Below are 22,878 nucleotides of genomic sequence, written 5' to 3'. Positions count from 1 at the left end.
CAATAGAGGAGATTCCCCCATGCGAGCCTTGATCGTTCTAGCCCTGGCGACCAGTGTCGTTGGCTGTACCCGCTGGTCAATGGACCACCACCTGAACAATGCCTACCGCGCCTATGACCGCGGCCAATGCGACAAGGTCATGCTCGAGTTGTCGCAGGTCGACCGCAGCAGCCGTGCGCGACCGTTCATCCATCCTGAAGTGTCGATGTTGCGCGGCCAGTGCCTGGAGCGTCAGAAGCTTTATGTTGACGCTGCCCAGACGTACCAATACCTCATCGCGCGCTACCCGCAAAACGAGTACGCCTACCGCGCCCGCGCGCGCCTGCAGACCTTGGAGCAACTGGGACACTACCGCAGCGGCGAGCCAGCGATTGCCCAGCCGACAACCACCACGCCTTGGCGTTAATACCAAAGTGTACGAAGGCGCTTGCGACGCCAGGGGCGGGGTGGGCTAATCTTATGGTTGAGTTCGAGTAGATTCAGCAGCACTAGCGCGGCCCTGCTCAAGGGTCTTCGACAGCGATTTCGACCATGCATGACGAACGCCGCATCGAGCGTCATCAGCTCCCTTACTTTCTTAAAGTCTTCAACCGTTTTACTGATCAGCCCATCGGCTACTTGGGTAACGTGTCTGAAGACGGCCTAATGCTGATTAGCCAGCTGCCGATGCTGGTCGGCCCGGATTTTGAGTTGCAATTGAAAGTGCTGGGCTGCGGCGGCAACCTGCACCTGATCAACCTCACGGCCAGTTGCCTGTGGTGCCATGAAGATGAGACGCCGGGTCACTACGACGCCGGCTTCATGCTGCTGCAGGCACCTTATGAATATGCACAACTGGTGCGGGCCTTGCGCAACTATTTCAGTTTCTATCCTTTGGGCGCCTCGGCCTGAGGCTGGCCGTCGCGGGCGAGTAGCCCTAGACTCTGCTCGACCTTATGTTCAGGACGACACCGTGAGCACCAGCATTTTCTGGCACGACTACGAAACCACCGGTATCAATCCGCGCAATGACCGGCCTCTGCAGGTGGCCGGTGTGCGCACCGACCTCGACCTCAATGAGATTGAAGCGCCAATTAACTTTTACTGCCAACCCAGCGATGACATTCTGCCGCATCCGGCCGCTTGCCTGGTAACCGGTATTACCCCGGCACAATTGGCCAGTCAGGGCTTGCGCGAAGCCGAGTTCATGACCCGAGTGCACGCCGAGCTGGCTCGTCCGGGCACCTGTGGCGCGGGCTACAACAGCCTGCGCTTTGATGATGAAGTTACCCGCTACAGTTTGTACCGCAACTTCTTCGACCCCTATGCCCGCGAATGGCAAGGCGGCAACAGCCGCTGGGACCTGATTGATGTAGTGCGTGCAGCCTACGCCCTGCGCCCGGATGGCATTGTCTGGCCCGAACAGGAGGGGCGCGTAAGCTTGCGCCTGGAATTGCTGACAGCAGCCAACGGCATCGATCACGGTCAAGCCCATGAAGCCCTCAGTGATGTGCGAGCGACCATTGCCCTTGCGCGATTGATCCGCGAGCACCAACCGAAGCTGTATGACTGGTTGTTTCAATTGCGCAGTAAACAGAAAGTGCTCGATCAAATTCGCCTGCTACAACCGCTGGTGCATATTTCCGGACGCTTCTCTGCGGCGCGCAGTTATTTAGGGGTGGTCCTGCCACTGGCGTGGCATCCGCGTAATCGTAATGCCTTGATTGTCTGTGACTTGGGTATGGATCCACTTCCTTTGTTACAGGAAGAGGGCGACGCGTTACGTCAGCGCTTATACATGCGCCGCGAAGAAATGCCCGAAGGACACTTACCCGTGCCCTTGAAGTTGGTGCATATCAATCGCTGTCCAGTGGTGGCCCCACTCAATGTATTACGTGGGCAAGATCAGCAGCGCTTGGGGCTGGATATGTCCTTGTTTGAAACGCGGGTGGCACAGCTGATTGCGGCTCAGGACAGCTGGCAAGATAAGTTACAAATGCTTTACGCAGAGGAAGAGTTTGCCCCATGCGAAGATCCCGAACAGCAGTTGTATGACGGCTTTATCGGTGATCGCGATAGACGCTTGTGTGAGCAAGTACGCAATGTCGAACCGCACCAATTAGGCCAGGGTCATTGGATGTTCGATGACCCGCGCTTGCCTGAGTTGTTGTTCCGTTATCGTGCACGCAATTTCATCGACACCTTGAACGACGAGGAACTGCAGCGCTGGCGGCTGTTCTGTCAGCAGCGTTTGAGTGACCCACGGATGGGTGCACCTAACACGCTTGGGGATTTCGAGCAGGTCCTGCAAGGGTGCTGGGGTCAGGCTGATGCAACTCAGCGAGAATTGCTCGGCCATTGGCAAGCGCACGTCCAAGCGTTGAAGTTGCAATTGGGGCTGTAAGCAACGGTCAAAAAAAACGCCAGCAAGCTGGCGTTTTTTATCAATGCAATCGAGGTTGCAGTGACGGCTGATTAACCCAGCAGGGTTGCCCAGCTTTCAACCACATCGCCACCCCACTTGGCTTTCCACTCTTTCAGGGTTTTGTGGTTGCCGCCTTTGGTTTCGATGACTTCACCGTTGTGCGGGTTTTTGTACTGCTTGACCTTGCGCGCGCGCTTGGTGCCAGTGGTTTTAACTGCACCACGCGGAGCTTTGCTCGATTTTGCATCTGGGTCGAGCAGGGCAATGATATCGCGCAGCGACTTCTGATATTCGCCCATCAGGTTGCGCAGTTTGCCTTCGAACTCCAGCTCTTTCTTCAGCTTGTCGTCATTCGACAGGTTGGCCAGACGGGCCTGCAGTTCTTTGATGGCTTCTTCGGTAGCGCGATATTCGTTGATCAGGGACATTGGGTGATCCTTGGAAATAGGGAAATCAGGTAGACAGTGGGGCAATAATAGTCAGTGCTTACTGCCAAGTAAACATTAAACTTGGCAATAAACAGCTAAATGCTTAAATCGCTCCGATAAATTGTATTAAAAAAAATTTACAAACTAAGACTGGTCGACAACAGTTAACTCAGCGCTACGCCTTAGCTACCGCCGTTTTGCGCCTGCGCTCAGGCACCCGAGGCGCAGGCGGCAGGACGCGCGCATTGCCTACTGCAGTTTTTCCGGGCACTGGTTAGAATGTGCGCCTTTGCGAAGTATCTGGAGTCCCTTTCATGCGCACCTACCGGCTGGTGATTGCTTGCCCCGACCGCGTTGGCATCGTCGCCAAAGTCAGTAATTTCCTGGCGTCCTATAACGGCTGGATCAACGAAGCGAGCCATCATTCCGATGAGCAAAGCGGTTGGTTCTTCATGCGTCACGAAATTCGCGCGCAAACCTTGCCGTTCGGCATCGAGGCATTCCGCGAAGCGTTTGCACCGATTGCCGAAGAGTTTTCCATGGTCTGGCGGATCACCGACACCGACCAGAAGAAGCGCGTGGTGCTGATGGCCAGCCGTGAGTCGCACTGCCTGGCTGACTTGTTGCACCGTTGGCATGCCAAAGAACTCGATTGCGACATTCCTTGCGTGATCTCCAACCATAACGATCTGCGTAGCATGGTCGAGTGGCATGGCATCCCGTTCTTCCATGTACCGGTCGACCCGCAGGACAAACAACCGGCGTTTGCCGAAGTCTCGCGCCTGGTCAAGGAACATGGTGCCGATGTCGTGGTACTGGCGCGTTACATGCAAATCCTGCCGCCACAACTGTGCCAGGAATATGCCCAACAGGTGATCAACATTCACCACAGCTTCCTGCCGTCGTTCGTTGGTGCCAAACCGTACCACCAGGCGTCGTTGCGTGGGGTGAAGCTGATCGGTGCGACCTGCCACTATGTGACCGAAGAGCTGGATGCCGGCCCGATCATCGAGCAGGACGTGGTGCGGGTCAGCCATAGCGACAGCATCGACGACATGGTCCGTTTCGGTCGTGATGTTGAGAAAATGGTACTGGCACGCGGCTTGCGCTATCACCTGGAAGATAGGGTGCTGGTGCATGGCAACAAGACCGTGGTGTTCAACTAACCGCGAGGATACGGAGGTTGCAGCATGGCCGATCCCCTCGACAAGGCAACCTCCAAAGCCCCGCCAACCCTCGGCGAGGGCTGCCTGAGCCGATTCGACCCGGATGCCCTGGACAGCGAGGATGGCACCGATTTCCCCGGTGCCGCCGAGCTCTGGGAGCAGTTGCAGCCGACTAGCGACGATCCCGCGCCAAGCTGAGGCGTAGGCGCTCCAGCAGCGGTCGGCCGAGCAGGCAGAGAAACACCGGGCCACCGACAATCAGGTAGAAGTAATAGGTCACCGCTCGCCAGATCACAATGGCCGCTGCCGCTGTGGATTTCCCCACCATCGGCGTCAGCAGGGTAGCCGAGGTCAGCTCGGCAGCACCGGCGCCGCCCGGCAACAGGCTGAACTGTCCAGCGCTCAATGACAGCATCTGCACCAGAAAGCTGAGTATCCATTGCAGGTTCACGCCTAGCCCGAGCAGGGCGAGGTACAACACGCTGTACCGCAAACTCCAATGCACACAGGTCAGGGCGAACACCAAGGTCAACGTGCGCTTGGGCAAGCGCCAGGTTTCAGCGAGCGCGCGAAAGAAATGTAGCACTTTACGTGTCCAGCGTCGGCGCCGGCGGGCAGACATCTTCAGTGTACGCAACAGGCGACCACTCAGGCGCAGTAGTGCCCGCCGATAGGCCGTCAGGGCCACGACGCCGGCCAGCGCCCCGATCATCAACAGGGCACTGGCTAGCAACATGCCTTCCAGGCTGCGGTTGAGGGTATGGAACAGGGTGTAACCGGCGATGCCCAGCAGGGCGCAGAAAAAGAACAGCAAGTCGTTGATCTGGTCGGCGGCGAACACTGCACCACTGCGTGCCGGTCCGATGCGGTCGCGGGCCAGCAAGGCCATCAGCGTCAGCGGGCCACCACTACCGGCCGGGGTGGTGCAGATGGCGAACTCGGTCGCAATGATCACCCCCAGGCTGCGCATCCGCCCCAGGTGGTTGCCCTGGTTGCCCAGTAGCAAGCGCAGGCGGATGGCATTAATGATCCAGCACAGCAGAATCATGCCGAGTAGAGCAAACATCAAGCCAGGGTCAAAGGCGCGCAAACGTGTCAGCAAATCGCTGCCGCCGAGCACGACAGGCACCAGCAGCGCCAGGATCAGCGCCAGGCCTAGCCACAGTAGGCGGTTCACGCGGTGTGCCTGGCGCGGAGCCAGGTGGACTTGGTCATCGGCGTGCGACCTTGAGCCAGTAACTGCTGCAAAGTGTTCATCCAGTAGCGCCGGGAATAACCATGACGCATGTCCATCGGGTGCAGCCCCAGGCGAATGACCGGCGCCTCGGCCAGGCGCACGGCCTGCAGCTCGCAGGCCAGCCATGACAAGCCCCGGCGCCAGGCGCTGCGGGCGCTCCAGACCAATCCCGGGGCCGCGATCGGAGTGAATTGCGGCAGTTGGTAGAGGTACCGCGGATCGCTGGTGTATTTCAGCGGCAAACGGCGCAACGCTTGGCGGGTGCCTTCGCTCATCAGCCAGGCCGGGGCGACGAAGCCGGCCAGCGGCCAGTCAAAGCGCTGGAACATTGTCATCCCTGCGTGCAGGCGCTGCAGGGCACTGTCTTGATCGAGGCTGTAAAACTCGCCTTCGTGGGTGTAGATACGCCGCATCAGGTAATCCCGCACTGAGCATGGCGGTGGGCTGTCATCGGCATGGTAGTAGCCATGCAGAGCCAGCTCGTCGCCGCGCTGTAAACGCCGCCCAAGCATGCGCCGAAAGCCGGGGGCGAGGGTCAGTGCATCGCGTTTGTGGAAGTTCGGCACCACTAGCCAGGTCATGGGAACGTCGCCGAGGGCATCGACTGCTTCAACGAAAGGTTGGTAGTCCGGCCAGGTATGCGGGGCGACGTCATGCAGCACCAGCAACAGATCGTACCCGGCCGATGGTGCAGTGGCTGGATCAGGCATGGACGCGCACCGGCAGTTCATGGCCGAGGACGGCGCGGTAGTGGGCCAGCAATCCGCTGACCACGCTGTCCCAGGCATAGTGCTGCTCCGCCTGGCGGCGTGCCTCCTGACCCAGTTGTGCGGCGCCTTGCTCAAAGACTTCACGCACCGCGCGCGCCATGGCCTGACCATCATTGGCTTGGCACAGACGGCCGAAACGGTTGCTGACGAGCTCCTCGAATGCCCCAGCCGCTACGGCAATCACCGGGATGCCACTGGCCATGGCTTCAAGGATGATCAGACCGAACGTTTCCTGATCACCGGCATGCACCAGAGCGTCGGCGCTGGCCAGCAGGCGGGCGACTTCCTGGGCTGGGCAGAAGTGATTAATGACACTGACATTGGCCGGCACGTTGGAAGGCATGTGCGAGCCCACCAGCAACAGGTGATAGTGCTTGCCCAGGCGCTGCATGCAATCGAGCAGTACCGGCAGGTTTTTCTCGCGCGAGCCGCGGCCAGCAAATACCAACAAGTGGGTGCTGTCAGCGATGTGCAACTGCCGGCGCAGATCTGCGTCGCGGTGGTGCGGGTGAAAGGTCTCAAGGTCAACGCCAAGGCGCTGCACATGCACATTGTCGATACCCAGGCCGCGCAGTTTGTGGGCCATTACCAAGCTTGGGGCCAGGACCCGGTCGAAGTTGCCATACAGCTTGCTGACATAGGCCTCGACATTGGGGGTGAACCAGTTGCCCATGCGGTTGCTGACCAATAGCGGCAAATCGGAGTGATAGAAGCCGATAACCGGTACATCAAGCTGACGTCGGGCATCCAGGGCTGCCCAGGCAGTCAGATACGGGTCGCCAACTTCGATCAAATCCGGTTGCAAGTCTTGCAATACATTGCGCCACGGGGCCAGACGCAGAGGGAAGCGATAGCCATTGCCGAACGGCAGGGCCGGGGCCGGAACCTGGTAAATGCCGTTGGCATGTTGGGGGCTGGCCCCTGGGATCAACAGACTGTGGCGGACACCGGGGGTGCGCCCCAAGCGGCGGTGTTTGGCATCAAGATAGGTACGCACGCCGCCGCTGGCAGGGGCGTAGAACATGGTGATGTCAGCGATGTGCACGATCAGCATCCCTCCGAGATCGTCTTCAGAGTATGTCGTCTGTCGGTTTGTACCGCAGAAGACGCGCCCTAAGGTTGACCTCTATGAAGGATAGTTTGTTCGATTGGAGTCGGCAGTGGCTAGCTGCAAGCTGCAAGAAAGGCGGTCCGCGCACGGCTTTGCTTCTTCTTGCAGCTTGAAACTTGCAGCTTGTAGCTCCCACTCAGATACGGAAGCTGCCGACCAGTTGTTTCAGGCGGCTGGCTTGCTGTCCCAGGTCGGTGCAGGCGCGCAAGGTCGATTGCAGGTTCTCGACCCCTTCCTGGTTGAGCATGTTGATCTCGTTGATGTCCATGTTGATCGCCTCGACCACGGCAGTCTGTTCTTCGGTGGCGGTGGCCACCGACTGGTTCATGCCGTCGATCTCACCGATGCGCAGGGTCACGCTGCCCAGGCGCTCGCCGGCCTGGTTGGCAATCTCGACACTGTCCTGGCTGTGGCGCTGGCTTTGGCCCATGGTGTCGACCGACTCGCGGGCACCCACCTGCAGCTCCTCGATCATCTTTTGCACCTGCTGCGCCGATTCCTGGGTGCGGTGCGCGAGGTTGCGCACTTCATCGGCAACCACGGCGAAACCGCGACCGGCTTCACCAGCCCGCGCCGCTTCGATTGCCGCATTGAGGGCCAGCAGGTTGGTCTGTTGCGAAATGCTGGTGATCACTTCGAGAATTTGACCAATGTTCACGGTCTTGCTGTTGAGCGTCTCGATGTGCGAGCTGGAGGTGCAGATCAGGTCCGACAGGCGGTTCATCGCGGCAATATTGCGATCGACCACTTGCTGGCCTTCTTCGGCCAAGTGACGGGCCGAGCTTGCCTGCTGCGAAGCCTGGGCAGCGTTATGGGCAATTTCCTGGGCGGCGGCGCCGAGCTGGTTGATCGCGGCGGCAACGCTGTTGGTACGGTTGGACTGCTCGTCGGAGTTGACCATCGACGAGTTGGAGGCACTGACCACGCGCAGGGCCACTTCGTTGACCTGTTCGGTGGCCGACGACACTTCGCGGATCGAGGTGTGAATACGTTCGACGAAACGGTTGAAGGCAGTCCCCAGGATGCCAAACTCGTCTTGACTGTGCAGGACCAGGCGTTTGGTCAGGTCGCCTTCACCTTCGGCGATGTCTTCCATGGCCCGAGTCATGGTGTGCAACGGCTGCAGCAGCACGCGAATCAGCAGGCCGAGTAGGCTGATGATGATGGCCACGGCAACCAGAGTGGCAATCACCGCCGAGGTGCGGAACTCACTCAGCATTGCGTAGGCTTTGTCCTTGTCGACCGACAGGCCGATGTACCAGTTGGCCGACGGCAGGCCTTTGACCGGGGCGAAGGTCAGCAGGCGGGTTTCGCCGTTGAGTTGTACTTCGCTAAGTTCCTTGGTCAAGCGAGGGGTGTTCTGCGCGAACACGTCCGACAGCGACTTCATCACCAGGTTCTTGTCCGGGTGGACGAGGATCTTGCCTTGATCGTTGACCAGAAAGGCGTAGCCCATGCCGCCGAAGTTCAGCGAGTTGATGATTTCGGTCAGACCGTCCAGGGCCAGATCGCCGCCGACCACGCCGATATTGCGCGCTGCTGTGGCAACGACCGAAATCACCATTTTGCCGGTGCTGACGTCAATATAGGGTTCGGTCAGGATCGGGCCATTGGCGGCCATACCGTCTTTGTACCAAGGCCGAGCACGCGGGTCATAGCCATCCGGCATCTTGGTTTGCGGGCGGATGGTGAAACCACCGTTGACGTCACCCAGGTAAATAGTCAGAAAACTCGAGACCAACGCTTGTTGGCCCAACAGGGTGCCGATGTTTTCGGCCTGGGGAAACGCGGCAATATTCTGTGCCACGTTCTGCACCAGCAGAATGCGACCATCAAACAGGTTTTTGATATTGGTCGAGGTGGTATCGCCCATTTCGGCGAGATAACTTTCCAGATCCTCACGAATCGCATTACGCTGCAGGAAATCGTTGTACAAAGTAAAGAGTGTGAACGCGATCATGACGATCAGAGAAGCGGCCAGAAGGATCTTGTGGCTGAATCGGAGGCTTTTGTTCATAACGTGTCGGTCCGCTAAGGTTTTATTATCCGGGTCGTTCGCACAAAGAACAGTTTGAAAGCAGTGCAGGTCCCCTTCCTTGTCGGGCATATCCTGTCTTTCTGGTGGTCTATCGCTAATGAGATATCGGCCGATTCGAGCCAAAGCTTAAATAGAGGGTGTAAAAACATGCCTGACTCTTCGCAGTTCATTCTCGGGGCTGATTTGGCCGCTCAACCGGTCGCCCAGGCGATGCGCCTGGCTAACCGTCACGGCCTGGTTGCCGGTGCCACCGGTACCGGCAAGACCGTGACTTTGCAGCACATGGCCGAAGCCTTCAGTGATGCCGGAGTGGCAGTATTTGCCGCTGACGTCAAAGGCGACCTGTGCGGCCTGGGCGCGGTTGGCAACCCTCAGGGTAAAGTCGCCGAGCGCATCGCCGGCATGCCTTGGCTCGAACATCGGCCGCAGGCGTACCCGGTCAGTCTCTGGGATATTCACGGGCAATCCGGCCATCCGTTGCGCACCACGCTCAGCGAAATGGGGCCGTTGTTGCTGGGTAACCTGCTGGAGCTGACGGATAGCCAGCAAGCGGCACTGTATGCCGCGTTCAAGGTGGCTGATCGCGAAGGCTTGTTGCTGCTCGATATCAAGGACCTCAAGGCGCTGCTGGCACACCTCAAGGACAACCCGCAGTTGCTCGGCGATGACAGTGCGCTGATGACCACCGGTTCCAGCCAGGCCCTGTTGCGGCGCCTGGCAACCCTGGAGCAGCAGGGCGCCGAGGCATTGTTCGGTGAGCCGGCGTTGCAACTGGAGGACTTGCTGCGTCCTGATCCTGATGGTCGCGGGCGCATCCATCTGCTCGACGCCAGCCGCCTGGTGCATGAGGCGCCCAAGGTCTATGCGACCTTCTTGCTGTGGTTGCTGGCAGAGCTGTTCGAGCAATTGCCCGAGCGTGGCGATGCCGACAAACCATTGCTGGCACTGTTTTTTGATGAGGCGCATCTGCTGTTCAATGGCACGCCCAAGGCCTTGCAGGATCGCCTGGAACAAGTGGTAAGGCTGATTCGTTCCAAAGGCGTCGGGGTGTACTTCGTGACCCAATCGCCGAGCGATCTGCCTGATGATGTCCTGGCGCAGTTGGGCTTGCGCATCCAGCATGGCCTGCGTGCGTTCACTGCCAAGGAACAGAAGTCGTTGAAGGCGGTGGCTGAGGGTTTCCGCCCCAACCCTGACTTTGACACCTTGAGTGTGCTGACTGAGCTGGGTATTGGCGAGGCGTTGGTCGGCACCCTGCAAGAGAAGGGCACCCCGGGCATGGTCCAGCGCGTGTTGATCGCGCCGCCGCAGTCGCGTATTGGGCCCTTGAGCGAGGCTGAACGTGCGGCGTTGATTGCCGGCTCACCGTTGGTCGGGCGCTATGACAAGCCGGTGGACCGCGAGTCGGCTTATGAAATGTTGACTGAGCGTAAGGGCGGCGCCCCGCAGGCCACACCCGAGCAAGCGCCTGGCGCAGCTGAAGAGAGCTTTGCCGACCAAGCCGGGGAGTTTCTCCAAAGCGCAGCAGGGCAGGCGATCAAGTCAGCGATGCGCCAGGCAGCCAATCAGTTCGGGCGTCAGTTGGTGCGTGGGTTGATGGGCTCGCTGCTGGGCGGTAGCAAACGCCGGTAATAGGCGTAGATCCCAAGTTGATACAAAAAAGGCGCCCGAAGGCGCCTTTTCATTGCGGGGCAGTTCACACGATGAACTTGGTCGCCAACCAGAACAGCCCAGCCGACAGCGCCACGGTTGCAGGCAGGGTCAGGATCCAGGCCAGCAGGATGGTCTTGACCGTGCCGCCTTGCAGGCCGCTCTTGTTCGCCACCATGGTACCGGCAACACCCGACGACAGTACGTGGGTGGTCGATACCGGCAGGCTGAAGATGTTGGCCATGCCGATGGCGCACGCTGCAGTGATCTGAGCCGACATGCCCTGGGCGTAGGTCATGCCCTGCTTGCCGATTTTCTCACCGATGGTCAGTACCACGCGCTTCCAGCCGACCATGGTACCCAGGCCCAAGGCCAGGGCAACGGCGAGAATCACCCAGAACGGTGCGTACTCGGTCGTCGCAGTCAGGTCTTTGCGCAGTTTGTCCAGGTCAGCTTTCTCGCGAGCCTGCAGGCCTGGCAGCTTGCCAACCTTCTTCGCAGTGTCGTCCAGGCACAGCAGGTAACGACGCACTTCGACGCGTTTTTCTGGCGTCAGCGAGCGGTATTCGGTTACACCCTTGAGCGAGTCGAGCAAGGCATTGATGGTCGGTTCTGTTTGCTGCGGATTGCAGCTGAACTGCTCCGGCAGATCGCCACTCTTGGCTTTGCCCAGGGCCAGGAACTCACCCAGGGTCGCTTCATTGCGCTGGTAGAACTGGCTCAGGTGCAAGGTTGCGTCGCGAGTGCGCTCAATCTGATAAGTAGTGCTGTTCAGATCAAGAACGAACTGTGCCGGAACGATGCCGATCAGCACCAGCATGATCAGACCAATACCTTTCTGACCATCGTTGGAGCCGTGTACAAAGCTCACACCCATGGCCGACATTACCAGCACCAAGCGATTCCAGAACGGTGGGTGCTTCTTGTCGTCGAGCTTGCGACGCTGCTCGGGCGTCTTGTGCATTTTCGACAGCGGGCGCCACCATTTCAGTCCCAGCAGCACCAGCGCAGCTACGGCAAAACCGGCCATCGGCGAGAGCACCAGGGACATGCCGATGTCGATAGCCTTCTGCCAGTTGACCCCGTCGCCCAGTGGAATATCACTGATCAGTGCGTTGGCCAGGCCTACACCAAGGATCGAGCCGATCAGGGTGTGGGAACTGGAGGCTGGAATACCGAAGTACCAGGTGCCGAGGTTCCAGGCGATGGCGGCGGCCAACAAGGAGAAGACCATGGCCAATCCATGACCGGTGTTCACATTGATCAGCATTTCTACCGGCAACAGGTGAACGATGGCATAGGCCACCCCGACACCACCGAGCAGAACGCCAAGGAAGTTGAACACCCCTGAGAAGAACACCGCCAGGTGTGGGGGCATGGCTTTGGTATAAATGACTGTAGCTACCGCGTTAGCGGTGTCATGAAAGCCATTGATGAACTCGAAGGCGAGTACGAAGGTCAAAGCGAGCAGCAAGCTCACCAGTACCCAAGCATCAAGTCCGCTGAATAAATCGATCATGAAGGTTTTCTGACCCGGTCATAAGGGGGCGCGATTATGCCAGAAATCCCTGTTAATCGATGCACCCGCTGCTGATCGGTTCTGCTCATTCACGCGCTTTCCTGAGACAGGACGTGTCGTGAATGGCCGAGGAAATGTCGACTAAAATCGGTAAAAATCGAGAAAATATAAAGGTTTACAGCAAATCTCGGATTACATTAAAAATTCAAACGCTTGTATGAAATTTGTGAGATTCCATTACGATCTGCGTCGGGGGCTGTAACGATCAGCCCCACGGTTTTTTCTCAAGTACCGGTCATCCACTAGCCATCGCCGGTCGACAGCGGCTACGGTTCATCGCTCTTGAGTTCTTTCTCGATCTTTTGCAGTTCCTGGGCGAAGGCCTGGTCAAGCACGCTTGCGCGTTTGCGCCAGGGCTTGCGCTCCGGGTCGGGTTGGGCGGCATAGGTGGTGACTTCACCGCCGTAAACTTCCTTGTAACGTTGTTCCTGGCGCTCAAGTTCCGCGCGCAGTTCATCTTTCGTCACAGTGCTACCTGTTGGTTGTGAATAAACTCTGGCGTTAACGCGTGAGCGTGGCGCAGTGAGCGCAACGTTCACGTGGCTACGCTGCCAGAGCGTAGTTACTGTCGCAGCAACAGTAGGTTGTGAATAAGCAGGTGAATACCAATAACGCCTTGTTCAAGCGTGGGGTACTTGCTTCAGTACCGTTCCCGACGAGTTCTGGCGAGTGTCGGTTGGATCCGACGAAAGCTTGCCAGGGAGTGGGGACGGAACTTGATTATAGCAAGCAAGTTGCAGCCGTGTATCAATGCTGTTGTTTTTATAGTGACAACAAAGACACGCTTTTGTTACGGCTTTGTAATGTACCCAAGAAACTGCACCAGCGATTGGCGGCAAGAGTAGTCAACGCATCAGAGAGGGGAAAAACGGCCTCGCTTCGTGGGCAAGGCCGTGCCTGGGACTTCTACGGTGGGTACCTGACCAGTCTCTCCAAGAAGCCACATTGTGGCGGTAGAAAGGTATAAGCAATTGAGGGTAGCGGTCAATTGCGATTATCGGTCGTTGGTTCGATAATCGCCCCAGTGACCGTGATGTCGAGGTGAACCATGACAGAAGAAACATCGCCCAAAGGGCCTGGACTGAACGATCAGGTGCGCAGTTCGTTTGCATCGCTGGCGCCGCCCATCGTCGCTTCACCGGCCAGGCGGATTCAAGCCTTCACCGGTGACCCCGACTTTATGACCTCGTTGGCCCGTGGCCTGGCGGTGGTTCAGGCATTCCAGGAGCGCAAGCGGCACCTGACCATCGCGCAGATCAGCCACCGTACCGAGATCCCTCGGGCGGCGGTGCGACGTTGCCTGCATACTTTGATCAAGCTTGGCTATGCCACCACCGATGGCAGGACCTATTCGCTGTTGCCCAAAGTCTTGACCCTGGGCCACGCTTATTTGTCCTCGACGCCGCTGGCGGTGTCGGCCCAGCCCTACCTGGACCGCATGAGCGATCAGTTGCATGAGGCGTGCAACATGGCCACCCTCGAAGGTGACGACATCCTTTATATCGCGCGTTCGGCTACGGTACAGCGGCTGATTTCGGTGGACCTTTCCGTCGGCGGCCGACTGCCTGCCTATTGCACTTCGATGGGGCGGATCCTGCTGGCCGCGCTGGACGATGCGACCCTGCACGAATACCTGGAGCATGCTGACCTGCAAGCCAAAACCAGCCGTACCCTTCATGACCCGGTAGCGCTGCTTGAATGTCTGCAACAAGTTCGCCAACAGGGCTGGTGCGTCGTTGATCAGGAGCTGGAGCAAGGCCTGCGTTCGATTGCCGTGCCGGTCTACGATGCTTCCGGCCAGGTACTGGCGGCGCTGAACGTCAGTACCCATGCCGGGCGGGTAAGCCGTACCGAGCTTGAACAACGCTTTTTGCCAATAATGCTGGCAGCCAGTCGTGACCTGAGTACCCAGTTGTTTGTCTGAGCCACACTTTCCTGTTCGATAAACGCACACAGATGCGTTTATCGAATTGCGCCGTTTCTGAGCTCTTATTAATGTCCAGCGCACCGGTTAGCCTGCCCAACCGATTCTGATCGTCTGTGTCGTCATGCGCGCACCCGCACAGTCGCGCGCTCCTACTGGATAAAAATAATGAACAGTCCCCAAGCTGCTGCTGTTGGAAACTGCCTTGATGTGCAGTCCTTCATCAATAACCAACCATTGTCGCGCTATCAATGGCGGGTGGTGATTCTGTGTTTTCTGATTGTTTTCCTTGATGGCCTGGACACCGCGGCGATGGGCTTTATTGCGCCGGCGCTGTCGCAGGACTGGGGCATTGATCGCGCCAGTCTAGGCCCGGTAATGAGCGCAGCGTTGATCGGTATGGTCTTCGGTGCCTTGGGTTCAGGGCCTTTGGCTGATCGCTTTGGGCGCAAGCTGGTGTTGGTAGGGGCGGTAGTATTGTTTGGTGCTTTCAGCCTGGCCTCGGCCTATAGCACCAATGTCGACCAGTTGCTGGTGCTGCGCTTTCTGACGGGCCTGGGCCTGGGCGCCGGTATGCCCAACGCCACCACCTTGCTTTCCGAATACACCCCTGAGCGGCACAAGTCGTTGCTGGTCACCAGCATGTTCTGTGGCTTCAACCTGGGCATGGCCGGTGGCGGTTTTATTTCCGCCAAGCTGATCCCCGCGTTCGGCTGGCACAGCCTGCTGCTGATCGGCGGTGTATTGCCGCTGATCCTGGCTGTGGTGTTGCTGGTGTGGTTGCCGGAATCGGCTCGTTACCTGGTGGTACGCAATCGCGGTACCGACAAGATCCGCAAAACGCTGGCCCCCATTGACCCGGCGATAGTCGGACAGGCAGCAAGCTTCAGTGTGCCTGAGCAGAAAACCGTCAAAGCCCGCAACGTTTTTGCAGTGATCTTCTCCGGCACTTATAGCGTCGGCACTTTGTTGTTGTGGCTCACCTATTTCATGGGGCTGGTAATTGTCTACTTGCTGACCAGTTGGTTGCCGACCTTGATGCGTGACAGTGGCGCGAGCATGGAGCAGGCCGCCTTCATCGGTGCCTTGTTCCAGTTTGGTGGTGTGCTCAGTGCTGTCGCGGTGGGTTGGGCGATGGACCGTTACAACCCGCACAAGGTGATCGGCGTGTTCTACCTGCTGGCCGGGGTGTTTGCCTACGCGGTAGGGCAGAGTCTGGGCAATATCACCGTGTTGGCAACCCTGGTACTGATAGCTGGCATGTGCGTCAACGGCGCGCAATCGGCCATGCCATCACTGGCTGCGCGCTTCTACCCGACTCAGGGGCGCGCCACGGGTGTGTCGTGGATGCTTGGCATTGGCCGCTTCGGCGCCATTCTGGGTGCCTGGATGGGCGCTACGTTGCTGGGCCTGGGCTGGAACTTCGAACAGGTACTTACCGCTCTGGTGATCCCGGCTGGGCTGGCCACAGTGGCAGTGGTCATCAAAGGCATGGTCAGCCACGCCGACGCGACCTGATTGCTCATCTGGACAGGATGCATCGTGGGCTTACTTCGCGATGCTTAGCAGAACAACAATCGGTTCGATAATCGAACAGTTAGTCGATTATCGGATTGTAGCGCTGCCAGCCCCGCCTTAATCTGAACCCATACCGGCGCCACCCCAGGCGCCTTGCACACCGACCTCGACTCAGCATATCCAGGAGTCTGCAATGGCTGAAATACTCTCGCTCCACGACGCCGTGAAGCAGTTCGTCCACGACGGTGACAGCGTCGCCCTCGAAGGTTTCACCCACTTGATTCCGACTGCCGCCGGGCATGAAATCATTCGTCAGGGCAAGAAAGAGCTGACCCTGGTCCGTATGACGCCAGACCTGATCTATGATCAGCTGATCGGTGCCGGGTGTGCCCGCAAACTGATTTTTTCCTGGGGCGGTAACCCAGGAGTAGGTTCGCTGCACCGACTGCGCGATGCCGTGGAAAAACAGTGGCCACAGCCGATGGAGATCGAAGAACACAGCCACGCTGACCTGGCCAATGCTTATGTCGCCGGTGCTTCAGGTCTACCGTTCGCGGTGCTCCGCGCCTACGCCGGTTCCGACCTGCCCAAGGTCAATCCACTGATCAAGAGCGTCACCTGCCCATTCACCGGTGAAGTCCTCGCCGCCGTGCCTTCGGTGCGTCCGGATGTGACCGTGATCCACGCGCAGAAGGCCGACCGCAAGGGCAACGTACTGCTGTGGGGAATTCTTGGCGTGCAGAAGGAAGCCGCCTTGGCGGCCAAGCGTTGCATCGTCACTGTCGAAGAGATTGTCGACGACCTCAATGCACCGATGAATGCCTGTGTGTTGCCGACCTGGGCGCTGTCTGCAGTGTGCCTGGTGCCAGGCGGTGCGCATCCGTCCTACGCCCATGGTTACTACGAGCGTGACAACCGCTTCTACCAGGCCTGGGACCCGATTGCCCGCAGTCGCGAATCCTTCAGCGCCTGGATCGACGAGTACATTCGCGGCACTGCCGACTTCACTGAATTCAAGGCAAAACTGGCCAGCGCTTCGGAGGCTGCACAATGAGCTACTCCACCAATGAAATGATGACCGTCGCCGCAGCCCGTCGTCTGCGCAATGGTGCCGTGTGCTTCGTCGGTATCGGCCTGCCCTCCAAAGCCGCCAACCTGGCGCGCCTGACGTCTTCGCCAGATGTGGTGTTGATCTACGAATCGGGTCCGATTGGCGCCAAGCCAAGCGTGTTGCCGCTGTCTATCGGTGACGGCGAGTTGGCCGAAACCGCTGACACCGTAGTGCCAACCGGCGAGATTTTCCGCTATTGGTTGCAGGGCGGTCGTATTGACGTCGGCTTCCTCGGGGCGGCCCAGGTTGACCGTTTCGGCAATATCAACACCACCGTGGTCGGCGATTATCACCAGCCGAAAGTGCGCCTGCCGGGCGCCGGTGGCGCGCCGGAGATCGCCGGTTCTGCCAAGCAGGTGCTGATTATTCTCAAGCAATCCAACCGTGCCTTTGTCGATAAACTCGACTTCATCACCTCGGTCGGCCACGGCGAAGGCGGTGACTCGCGTAAGCGCCTGGGCCTGCCTGGCGAAGGACCGGTCGGTATCATCACCGACCTGTGCATCATGGAGCCTGAAGCTGACACTCATGAGTTCGTCGTTACTTCGATCCACCCAGGTGTGAACCGCGAGCAGGTCATTGCCGCTACCGGTTGGGCAATTCGTTTTGCCGACGACGTGCAAACCACGCGCGAGCCGAGCGACGTCGAACTGACCGCCTTGCGTGATTTGGAAGCGCGTACGGCTGCTGCCCACGGCCAAGCGCCAGGAGAAGCCTGATGCGTGATGTGTTTATTTGCGATGCCATTCGCACCCCTATTGGCCGCTTCGGCGGCGCCTTGGCCGGCGTGCGCGCCGATGATTTGGCCGCGGTGCCAATCAAGGCGCTAATCGAGCGCAACCCACAGGTGCAATGGGACCTGCTCGACGAAGTTTTCCTTGGCTGCGCCAACCAGGCCGGTGAAGACAACCGCAACGTTGCGCGCATGGCGCTGCTGCTGGCAGGCCTGCCGGACAGCGTGCCGGGGGTTACTCTCAACCGTCTGTGTGCCTCGGGCATGGACGCCGTCGGCACCGCCTTCCGCGCCATTGCCAGTGGCGAGATGGAATTGGCGATTGCTGGCGGCGTCGAGTCGATGTCACGTGCTCCCTTTGTCATGGGTAAAGCTGACAACGCCTATTCGCGCAACATGAAACTCGAAGACACCACTATCGGCTGGCGCTTCATCAACCCGTTGATGAAGGCCCAGTACGGTGTCGATGCAATGCCGCAGACGGCCGACAATGTTGCCGACGACTATCAGGTCTCACGCACTGATCAAGACGCCTTCGCCCTGCGCAGCCAGCAACGTGCCGCCGCAGCGCAAGCGGCAGGCTTCTTCGCCGAAGAAATCGTGCCGGTGCGAATCGCCCATAAAAAAGGTGAAACCATCGTCGAGCAGGATGAACACCCACGGGCCGACACTACCCTTGAGGCGCTGACCCGCCTGAAGCCGGTTAACGGCCCGGACAAGACGGTCACCGCCGGGAATGCCTCGGGCGTCAACGACGGAGCCGCAGCACTGATTCTGGCCTCGGCAGAAGCGGTGAAAAAACACGGCCTGACCCCACGTGCCCGAGTCCTCGGCATGGCCAGCGCCGGTGTGGCACCACGGGTGATGGGCATCGGCCCGGTGCCAGCGGTGCGTAAGCTGACCGAGCGTCTGGGGGTTGCGATCAGTGATTTTGATGTCATCGAACTCAACGAAGCGTTCGCCAGCCAAGGCCTGGCTGTGCTGCGCGAACTGGGCTTGGCTGATGATGCGCCGCAGGTCAATCCCAATGGTGGCGCCATTGCCCTCGGCCACCCGCTGGGCATGAGTGGTGCACGCCTGATTCTCACGGCCATGCATCAGCTGGAAAAATCCGGCGGCCGCAAGGGCCTTGCGACCATGTGCGTTGGGGTAGGGCAGGGCCTGGCCCTGGCTATCGAGCGGGTGTAATTCAATGACCCTGGTCAGGCGGCCCCCACGCAGGGTCGTGTGGTCGGGGTGATTGTTTGTGGAACGAGAGTGTTACTGGTTGTGTCTAGACTCCAGTAACCCTCCAAGAGTGAACTGTCATGACTTCAGCTTATTACACCGGTGAGGAACGCAGTAAGCGCATCTTCGCCATCGTCGGTGCTTCCTCGGGCAACCTGGTGGAGTGGTTCGACTTCTACGTCTACGCCTTCTGCGCGATTTACTTTGCCCCAGCCTTTTTCCCTTCTGACGATCCGACGGTGCAGTTGCTCAATACCGCCGGGGTGTTTGCTGCCGGCTTTCTGATGCGCCCTATTGGTGGCTGGCTGTTTGGCCGGGTGGCCGACCGTCATGGCCGCAAGAATTCGATGATGATCTCGGTGTTGATGATGTGCGCCGGCTCCCTGGTTATCGCCTGTTTGCCGACTTACGCCTCGATCGGTGCCTGGGCACCGGCATTGCTGTTGCTCGCACGCCTGTTTCAGGGCTTGTCGGTGGGCGGTGAATACGGCACCACCGCCACCTACATGAGTGAAGTAGCCCTGCGCGGACAGCGTGGTTTCTTTGCCTCGTTCCAGTATGTGACCCTGATCGGCGGCCAGCTGTTGGCAGTGCTGGTAGTGGTGATACTTCAGCAACTGCTCAGCGAAGAAGAATTGCGGGCCTGGGGCTGGCGGATTCCGTTTGTGGTCGGCGCCGTTGCAGCGGTGATTTCCTTGTTTCTGCGCCGCTCGCTGGAAGAGACCAGCAGTGCTGAAACCCGTAATGATAAAGAGGCCGGGAGTATTTCCGGGCTGTTCCGTCACCACTCGGCGGCGTTCATCACCGTGCTTGGCTACACCGCCGGCGGCTCGTTGATTTTCTACACCTTCACTACCTACATGCAGAAGTACCTGGTCAATACCGCTGGCATGAGCGCCAAGACCGCCAGCTTCATCATGACCGGCGTACTGTTCCTGTACATGTGCATGCAGCCATTGTTCGGCATGCTCTCCGACCGCATTGGCCGACGCAATTCGATGCTGTTGTTCGGCGCTTTGGGCACCGTGTTCACGGTGCCGATCCTGATGGCGCTGAAAACCGTCACTAGCCCGTTTCTGGCCTTCGTGCTGATTACCTTTGCACTGTGTATCGTCAGTTTCTATACCTCGATCAGTGGCCTGGTCAAAGCCGAGATGTTCCCGCCGCAGGTTCGCGCGCTGGGTGTGGGGCTGGCCTACGCAGTGGCCAATGCGATGTTTGGTGGCTCGGCCGAATATGTCGCTTTGGGCTTGAAGTCTATGGGCATGGAAAACACCTTTTACTGGTACGTTACTGCGATGATGGCGATTGCCTTCCTGTTCAGCCTGCGCCTGCCCAAACAGGCGGCGTACCTGCACCACGATCATTGACCTGTTGAAGGATTTGCAGATGAACCCGCGACCGGGCAATCAGTTGTTCGATGCCTACTTCACCGCAGCGGCCATGCGCGAAGTGTTTTCCGACCGTGGCCGGGTACAGGGCATGCTCGATTTCGAGGCTGCCCTGGCGCGCGCCGAAGCGGCAGTGGGGTTGATTCCACAAGTCGCGGTAGCGCCTATCGAGACTGCCTGCCAGGCCGAGCGCTATGATTTTGCCGCGCTGGCTGAGGCTATTGGCAGTGCTGGCAATTCGGCTATCCCGCTGGTCAAGGCCCTGGGTAAGGTGATCGCCAGTGGTGTGCCTGAAGCGGAGCGGTATGTGCACCTGGGCGCCACCAGCCAGGACGCAATGGACACCGGCCTGGTCCTGCAACTGCGCGCCGCACTGAGCCTGATCGAGACTGACCTGCAACACCTGTCTGATGCTTTGGCCCGCCAGGCCCAAGCCCATGCTGACACGCCTTTGGCTGGACGCACCTGGTTGCAGCATGCCACGCCAGTGACACTGGGAATGAAAATCGCCGGCTGGCTCGGTGCTTTGACCCGTCATCGTCAGCGTCTGCAGGAGCTCAAACCACGTTTGCTCACCTTGCAGTTCGGCGGCGCCTCCGGGACTCTGGCGGCGCTCGGCGACAAGGCGCTGCCGGTGGCTGAAGCTTTGGCCAAACAACTGAACCTGCAGCTGCCGGAACAACCTTGGCACACCCAGCGCGACCGTCTGGTGGAGTTCGCCGCAGTGCTTGGGCTGATTGCTGGCAGCCTGGGCAAACTGGGTCGTGACATCAGCTTGTTGATGCAAACCGAAGCGGCAGAAGTGTTCGAGCCTTCGGCGCCAGGCAAAGGCGGCTCCTCGACCATGCCGCACAAGCGAAATCCGGTCGGAGCCGCAGTGCTCATCGGCGCTGCAACTCGGGTGCCGGGCCTGGTCTCTACCCTGTTGAGCGCCATGCCGCAGGAACACGAACGTAGCCTGGGCTTGTGGCATGCCGAGTGGGAGACCCTGCCGGAAATCTGCTGCCTGGTATCCGGTGCCTTGCGTCAGGCGCAGATCATTGCCGATGGCTTGCAGGTGGACACTGCGCGCATGCGCCAGAATCTCGACCTGACCCAGGGCCTGGTGCTGGCTGAGGCGGTGAGTATTGTCCTCGCCCAGCGCCTGGGCCGCGACACTGCCCATCATTTGCTGGAAACCTGTTGCAAGCGCGCCGTCGCTGAACAACGCCACCTGCGCGCCGTGCTCGGCGACGATCCGCAGGTTAGTGCCGAACTCTCGACGGACGAACTCGATCGTCTGCTTGACCCAGCCCACTACCTTGGCCAAGCCCGCGTCTGGGTCGAGCGAGCGTTGGCTGAACATCACCGTTTCAATGCCTGAGGAGGCTACAGTGGCACAGGTACAACTCGCCGATGGCGTACTCAACTATCAACTCGACGGCCCTGAAGCTGCGCCGGTATTGGTGCTGTCCAACTCGCTGGGTACCGACCTGCACATGTGGGACACCCAGGTGCCGGCGTTTGCCGCGCATTTCCGTGTGCTGCGCTACGACACCCGTGGCCATGGCAGCTCGCTGGTCACCGCGGGCCCTTACAGCATCGAACAGCTGGGCCAGGATGTACTGGCACTGCTTGATGCCTTGAAGATCGAGCGCGCGCATTTCTGCGGCCTGTCCATGGGCGGCCTGATTGGTCAGTGGCTGGGAATCAATGCTGGCGAGCGCCTGAATCGCCTGATCGTCTGCAACACGGCAGCCAAGATCGGCTCGGCGGATACCTGGAACCCACGTATCGAAATGGTTTTGCGTGATGGCCAGGCGGCGATGATTGGCCTGCGCGATGCTTCGATCGAGCGCTGGTTTACCCCGGGCTATGCGTCGAGCAATCCTCTCCAGGCCAAGCGCATCACCGACATGCTCGCGGTCACCTCGCCAGAGGGTTATGCAGCCAACTGCGGCGCGGTACGTGATGCCGATTTCCGTGGGCAACTGGGCGAGATCAAAGCGCCGCTGCTGGTCATTTCCGGTAGCCACGACGCGGTAACGCCGCCTGCGGGTGGGCTGTTCATTCAGGAAAACGTGGAGGGCGCTGAATACGCTGAGTTCCATGCCGCGCACCTGTCCAATGTCGAAGTCGGCGAGCCGTTCAGCCGCCGGGTGATCGATTTTCTGCTGGCCCGCTGAGGAGCATTTCGTGGACGAAAAACAACGCTATGAAGAAGGCATGAAAGTGCGTCGCGCGGTGCTTGGCGACGCCCATGTCGATCGCAGTCTGAACAACCTGACCGCGTTCAACAGCGAGTTCCAGGAGATGATCACCCGCCATGCCTGGGGGGACATCTGGACCCGTCCAGGCCTGCCGCGTCATACCCGCAGCCTGATCACCATCGCCATGCTGATCGGCATGAACCGTAACGAAGAGCTCAAGCTGCACTTGCGCGCCGCCGCCAGCAATGGCGTGACCCGCGAAGAGATCAAGGAAGTGCTGATGCAGAGCGCGATCTATTGTGGCATTCCAGCGGCCAACGCCACCTTCCACCTGGCCGAGTCGGTGTGGGATGAATTGGGGGTTGAATCGCGGGCCTGATCTTTAGCCCCTCGTCGCCGGCA

At 59.3% G+C, this 22,878-nt stretch carries 21 protein-coding genes and 2 pseudogenes; 15 read left to right on the top strand and 8 right to left on the bottom strand.

Features of this window, described 5'->3' with window-relative positions; all coding sequences use genetic code 11:
• Positions 1 to 19 precede the first annotated feature (19 nt).
• From ACQRAX_RS12305 to sbcB, 3 genes are all read left to right on the top strand, one after another.
• Positions 20 to 406, top strand: coding sequence for a tetratricopeptide repeat protein (locus tag ACQRAX_RS12305; protein ID WP_412039749.1), 387 nt, complete (start codon positions 20 to 22; stop codon positions 404 to 406).
• 125 nt (positions 407 to 531) lie between these two features.
• Positions 532 to 891 (top strand): PilZ domain-containing protein, encoded by a 360-nt coding sequence (locus ACQRAX_RS12300; RefSeq protein WP_412039748.1) that lies wholly within the window; start codon positions 532 to 534, stop codon positions 889 to 891.
• 61 nt (positions 892 to 952) lie between these two features.
• Positions 953 to 2,383, top strand: coding sequence for an exodeoxyribonuclease I (sbcB, locus tag ACQRAX_RS12295; protein ID WP_412039747.1), 1,431 nt, complete (start codon positions 953 to 955; stop codon positions 2,381 to 2,383).
• Positions 2,384 to 2,454: 71 nt separating this feature from the next.
• Here the strand turns inward: sbcB and mvaT are convergent, their stop codons facing one another.
• The gene (mvaT, locus tag ACQRAX_RS12290) at positions 2,455 to 2,832 is read right to left on the bottom strand and encodes a histone-like nucleoid-structuring protein MvaT (RefSeq protein ID WP_412039746.1); all 378 of its coding nucleotides are present in this window, start codon (positions 2,830 to 2,832) and stop codon (positions 2,455 to 2,457) included.
• Positions 2,833 to 3,146: 314 nt separating this feature from the next.
• On the opposite strand from mvaT, the gene purU reads away from it, so the two are divergent.
• A complete protein-coding gene (gene purU / locus ACQRAX_RS12285) occupies positions 3,147 to 3,998 on the top strand; it encodes a formyltetrahydrofolate deformylase (protein ID WP_412039745.1) in 852 nt (283 codons plus the stop codon).
• Between the two features lie 24 nt (positions 3,999 to 4,022).
• Positions 4,023 to 4,196: a hypothetical protein gene (locus ACQRAX_RS12280; protein WP_412039744.1), complete on the top strand. Its 174-nt coding sequence runs from the start codon at positions 4,023 to 4,025 to the stop codon at positions 4,194 to 4,196.
• Here the strand turns inward: ACQRAX_RS12280 and ACQRAX_RS12275 are convergent.
• From ACQRAX_RS12275 to ACQRAX_RS12255, 5 genes and pseudogenes are all read right to left on the bottom strand, one after another.
• A complete protein-coding gene (locus ACQRAX_RS12275) occupies positions 4,171 to 5,175 on the bottom strand; it encodes a lysylphosphatidylglycerol synthase transmembrane domain-containing protein (RefSeq protein WP_412039743.1) in 1,005 nt (334 codons plus the stop codon). The genes ACQRAX_RS12280 and ACQRAX_RS12275 overlap by 26 nt on opposite strands.
• Positions 5,172 to 5,945: a DUF2334 domain-containing protein gene (locus tag ACQRAX_RS12270; protein ID WP_412039742.1), complete on the bottom strand. Its 774-nt coding sequence runs from the start codon at positions 5,943 to 5,945 to the stop codon at positions 5,172 to 5,174. The genes ACQRAX_RS12275 and ACQRAX_RS12270 overlap by 4 nt, the downstream gene beginning before the upstream one ends.
• Positions 5,938 to 7,059, bottom strand: a complete 1,122-nt coding sequence (locus ACQRAX_RS12265) for a glycosyltransferase family 4 protein (RefSeq protein ID WP_412039741.1) — start codon at positions 7,057 to 7,059, stop codon at positions 5,938 to 5,940. The genes ACQRAX_RS12270 and ACQRAX_RS12265 overlap by 8 nt, the downstream gene beginning before the upstream one ends.
• A gap of 193 nt (positions 7,060 to 7,252) precedes the next feature.
• Positions 7,253 to 7,849 (bottom strand): annotated as a pseudogene (locus ACQRAX_RS12260) (methyl-accepting chemotaxis protein); the annotation flags it as partial.
• Positions 7,850 to 8,110: 261 nt separating this feature from the next.
• Positions 8,111 to 8,989, bottom strand: a pseudogene (locus tag ACQRAX_RS12255) (HAMP domain-containing protein); the annotation flags it as partial.
• Positions 8,990 to 9,301: 312 nt separating this feature from the next.
• Here ACQRAX_RS12255 and ACQRAX_RS12250 point away from each other — a divergent pair.
• A complete protein-coding gene (locus ACQRAX_RS12250) occupies positions 9,302 to 10,786 on the top strand; it encodes a helicase HerA-like domain-containing protein (RefSeq protein ID WP_412039740.1) in 1,485 nt (494 codons plus the stop codon).
• Positions 10,787 to 10,850: 64 nt separating this feature from the next.
• On the opposite strand, the gene ACQRAX_RS12245 is transcribed toward ACQRAX_RS12250, so the two are convergent.
• Together ACQRAX_RS12245 and ACQRAX_RS12240 are read right to left on the bottom strand one after the other, a co-directional pair.
• Positions 10,851 to 12,323: an inorganic phosphate transporter gene (locus ACQRAX_RS12245; protein WP_412039739.1), complete on the bottom strand. Its 1,473-nt coding sequence runs from the start codon at positions 12,321 to 12,323 to the stop codon at positions 10,851 to 10,853.
• 326 nt (positions 12,324 to 12,649) lie between these two features.
• Positions 12,650 to 12,850, bottom strand: a complete 201-nt coding sequence (locus tag ACQRAX_RS12240) for a hypothetical protein (protein ID WP_045185495.1) — start codon at positions 12,848 to 12,850, stop codon at positions 12,650 to 12,652.
• A 581-nt stretch (positions 12,851 to 13,431) separates the two neighbouring features.
• Here ACQRAX_RS12240 and pcaR point away from each other — a divergent pair.
• The 9 genes from pcaR to pcaC all read left to right on the top strand — a co-directional run bounded on the left by pcaR (position 13,432) and on the right by pcaC (position 22,855).
• A complete protein-coding gene (gene pcaR / locus ACQRAX_RS12235; RefSeq protein ID WP_412039738.1) occupies positions 13,432 to 14,307 on the top strand; it encodes a pca regulon transcriptional regulator PcaR in 876 nt (291 codons plus the stop codon).
• A gap of 168 nt (positions 14,308 to 14,475) precedes the next feature.
• A complete protein-coding gene (locus tag ACQRAX_RS12230) occupies positions 14,476 to 15,825 on the top strand; it encodes an MFS transporter (protein ID WP_412039737.1) in 1,350 nt (449 codons plus the stop codon).
• Between the two features lie 193 nt (positions 15,826 to 16,018).
• Positions 16,019 to 16,879 carry a CoA transferase subunit A gene (locus ACQRAX_RS12225; protein ID WP_412039736.1) on the top strand — a complete coding sequence of 287 codons (861 nt, stop codon included), beginning with the start codon at positions 16,019 to 16,021 and terminating at the stop codon, positions 16,877 to 16,879.
• Positions 16,876 to 17,655: a CoA-transferase subunit beta gene (locus tag ACQRAX_RS12220; RefSeq protein WP_412039735.1), complete on the top strand. Its 780-nt coding sequence runs from the start codon at positions 16,876 to 16,878 to the stop codon at positions 17,653 to 17,655. Before ACQRAX_RS12225 ends, ACQRAX_RS12220 begins: the two co-directional genes overlap by 4 nt.
• Entirely contained in the window at positions 17,652 to 18,857 is a 1,206-nt protein-coding gene (pcaF, locus tag ACQRAX_RS12215; protein WP_412039907.1) for a 3-oxoadipyl-CoA thiolase, read from the top strand. Before ACQRAX_RS12220 ends, pcaF begins: the two co-directional genes overlap by 4 nt.
• A gap of 119 nt (positions 18,858 to 18,976) precedes the next feature.
• Positions 18,977 to 20,266, top strand: a complete 1,290-nt coding sequence (locus tag ACQRAX_RS12210) for an MFS family transporter (RefSeq protein ID WP_412039734.1) — start codon at positions 18,977 to 18,979, stop codon at positions 20,264 to 20,266.
• 19 nt (positions 20,267 to 20,285) lie between these two features.
• The gene (locus tag ACQRAX_RS12205) at positions 20,286 to 21,650 is read left to right on the top strand and encodes a 3-carboxy-cis,cis-muconate cycloisomerase (RefSeq protein WP_412039733.1); all 1,365 of its coding nucleotides are present in this window, start codon (positions 20,286 to 20,288) and stop codon (positions 21,648 to 21,650) included.
• 10 nt (positions 21,651 to 21,660) lie between these two features.
• Entirely contained in the window at positions 21,661 to 22,452 is a 792-nt protein-coding gene (gene pcaD / locus ACQRAX_RS12200) for a 3-oxoadipate enol-lactonase (protein WP_412039732.1), read from the top strand.
• Positions 22,453 to 22,462: 10 nt separating this feature from the next.
• Positions 22,463 to 22,855, top strand: coding sequence for a 4-carboxymuconolactone decarboxylase (gene pcaC, locus ACQRAX_RS12195; RefSeq protein WP_412039731.1), 393 nt, complete (start codon positions 22,463 to 22,465; stop codon positions 22,853 to 22,855).
• Positions 22,856 to 22,878 lie beyond the last annotated feature (23 nt).

It is taken from the genome of Pseudomonas sp. UM16 (assembly GCF_050312595.1).
Classification (GTDB): domain Bacteria; phylum Pseudomonadota; class Gammaproteobacteria; order Pseudomonadales; family Pseudomonadaceae; genus Aquipseudomonas.
The sequence above is the reverse complement of the archived record's forward strand: the minus strand, read 5'-3'. Positions and strand labels throughout refer to the sequence as shown.

What these genes read in the sequence shown, in the direction of transcription:
- ACQRAX_RS12305 (WP_412039749.1), top strand. Translation starts at nt 20, where the DNA reads ATGCGAGCCTTGATCGTTCTAGCCCTGGCGACCAGTGTCGTTGGCTGT.
- ACQRAX_RS12300 (WP_412039748.1), top strand. Translation starts at nt 532, where the DNA reads ATGCATGACGAACGCCGCATCGAGCGTCATCAGCTCCCTTACTTTCTT.
- mvaT (WP_412039746.1), bottom strand. Translation starts at nt 2,832, where the DNA reads ATGTCCCTGATCAACGAATATCGCGCTACCGAAGAAGCCATCAAAGAA.
- purU (WP_412039745.1), top strand. Translation starts at nt 3,147, where the DNA reads ATGCGCACCTACCGGCTGGTGATTGCTTGCCCCGACCGCGTTGGCATC.
- ACQRAX_RS12280 (WP_412039744.1), top strand. Translation starts at nt 4,023, where the DNA reads ATGGCCGATCCCCTCGACAAGGCAACCTCCAAAGCCCCGCCAACCCTC.
- ACQRAX_RS12270 (WP_412039742.1), bottom strand. Translation starts at nt 5,945, where the DNA reads ATGCCTGATCCAGCCACTGCACCATCGGCCGGGTACGATCTGTTGCTG.
- ACQRAX_RS12265 (WP_412039741.1), bottom strand. Translation starts at nt 7,059, where the DNA reads ATGCTGATCGTGCACATCGCTGACATCACCATGTTCTACGCCCCTGCC.
- ACQRAX_RS12250 (WP_412039740.1), top strand. Translation starts at nt 9,302, where the DNA reads ATGCCTGACTCTTCGCAGTTCATTCTCGGGGCTGATTTGGCCGCTCAA.
- ACQRAX_RS12245 (WP_412039739.1), bottom strand. Translation starts at nt 12,323, where the DNA reads ATGATCGATTTATTCAGCGGACTTGATGCTTGGGTACTGGTGAGCTTG.
- pcaR (WP_412039738.1), top strand. Translation starts at nt 13,432, where the DNA reads ATGACAGAAGAAACATCGCCCAAAGGGCCTGGACTGAACGATCAGGTG.
- ACQRAX_RS12230 (WP_412039737.1), top strand. Translation starts at nt 14,476, where the DNA reads ATGAACAGTCCCCAAGCTGCTGCTGTTGGAAACTGCCTTGATGTGCAG.
- ACQRAX_RS12225 (WP_412039736.1), top strand. Translation starts at nt 16,019, where the DNA reads ATGGCTGAAATACTCTCGCTCCACGACGCCGTGAAGCAGTTCGTCCAC.
- ACQRAX_RS12220 (WP_412039735.1), top strand. Translation starts at nt 16,876, where the DNA reads ATGAGCTACTCCACCAATGAAATGATGACCGTCGCCGCAGCCCGTCGT.
- ACQRAX_RS12210 (WP_412039734.1), top strand. Translation starts at nt 18,977, where the DNA reads ATGACTTCAGCTTATTACACCGGTGAGGAACGCAGTAAGCGCATCTTC.
- ACQRAX_RS12205 (WP_412039733.1), top strand. Translation starts at nt 20,286, where the DNA reads ATGAACCCGCGACCGGGCAATCAGTTGTTCGATGCCTACTTCACCGCA.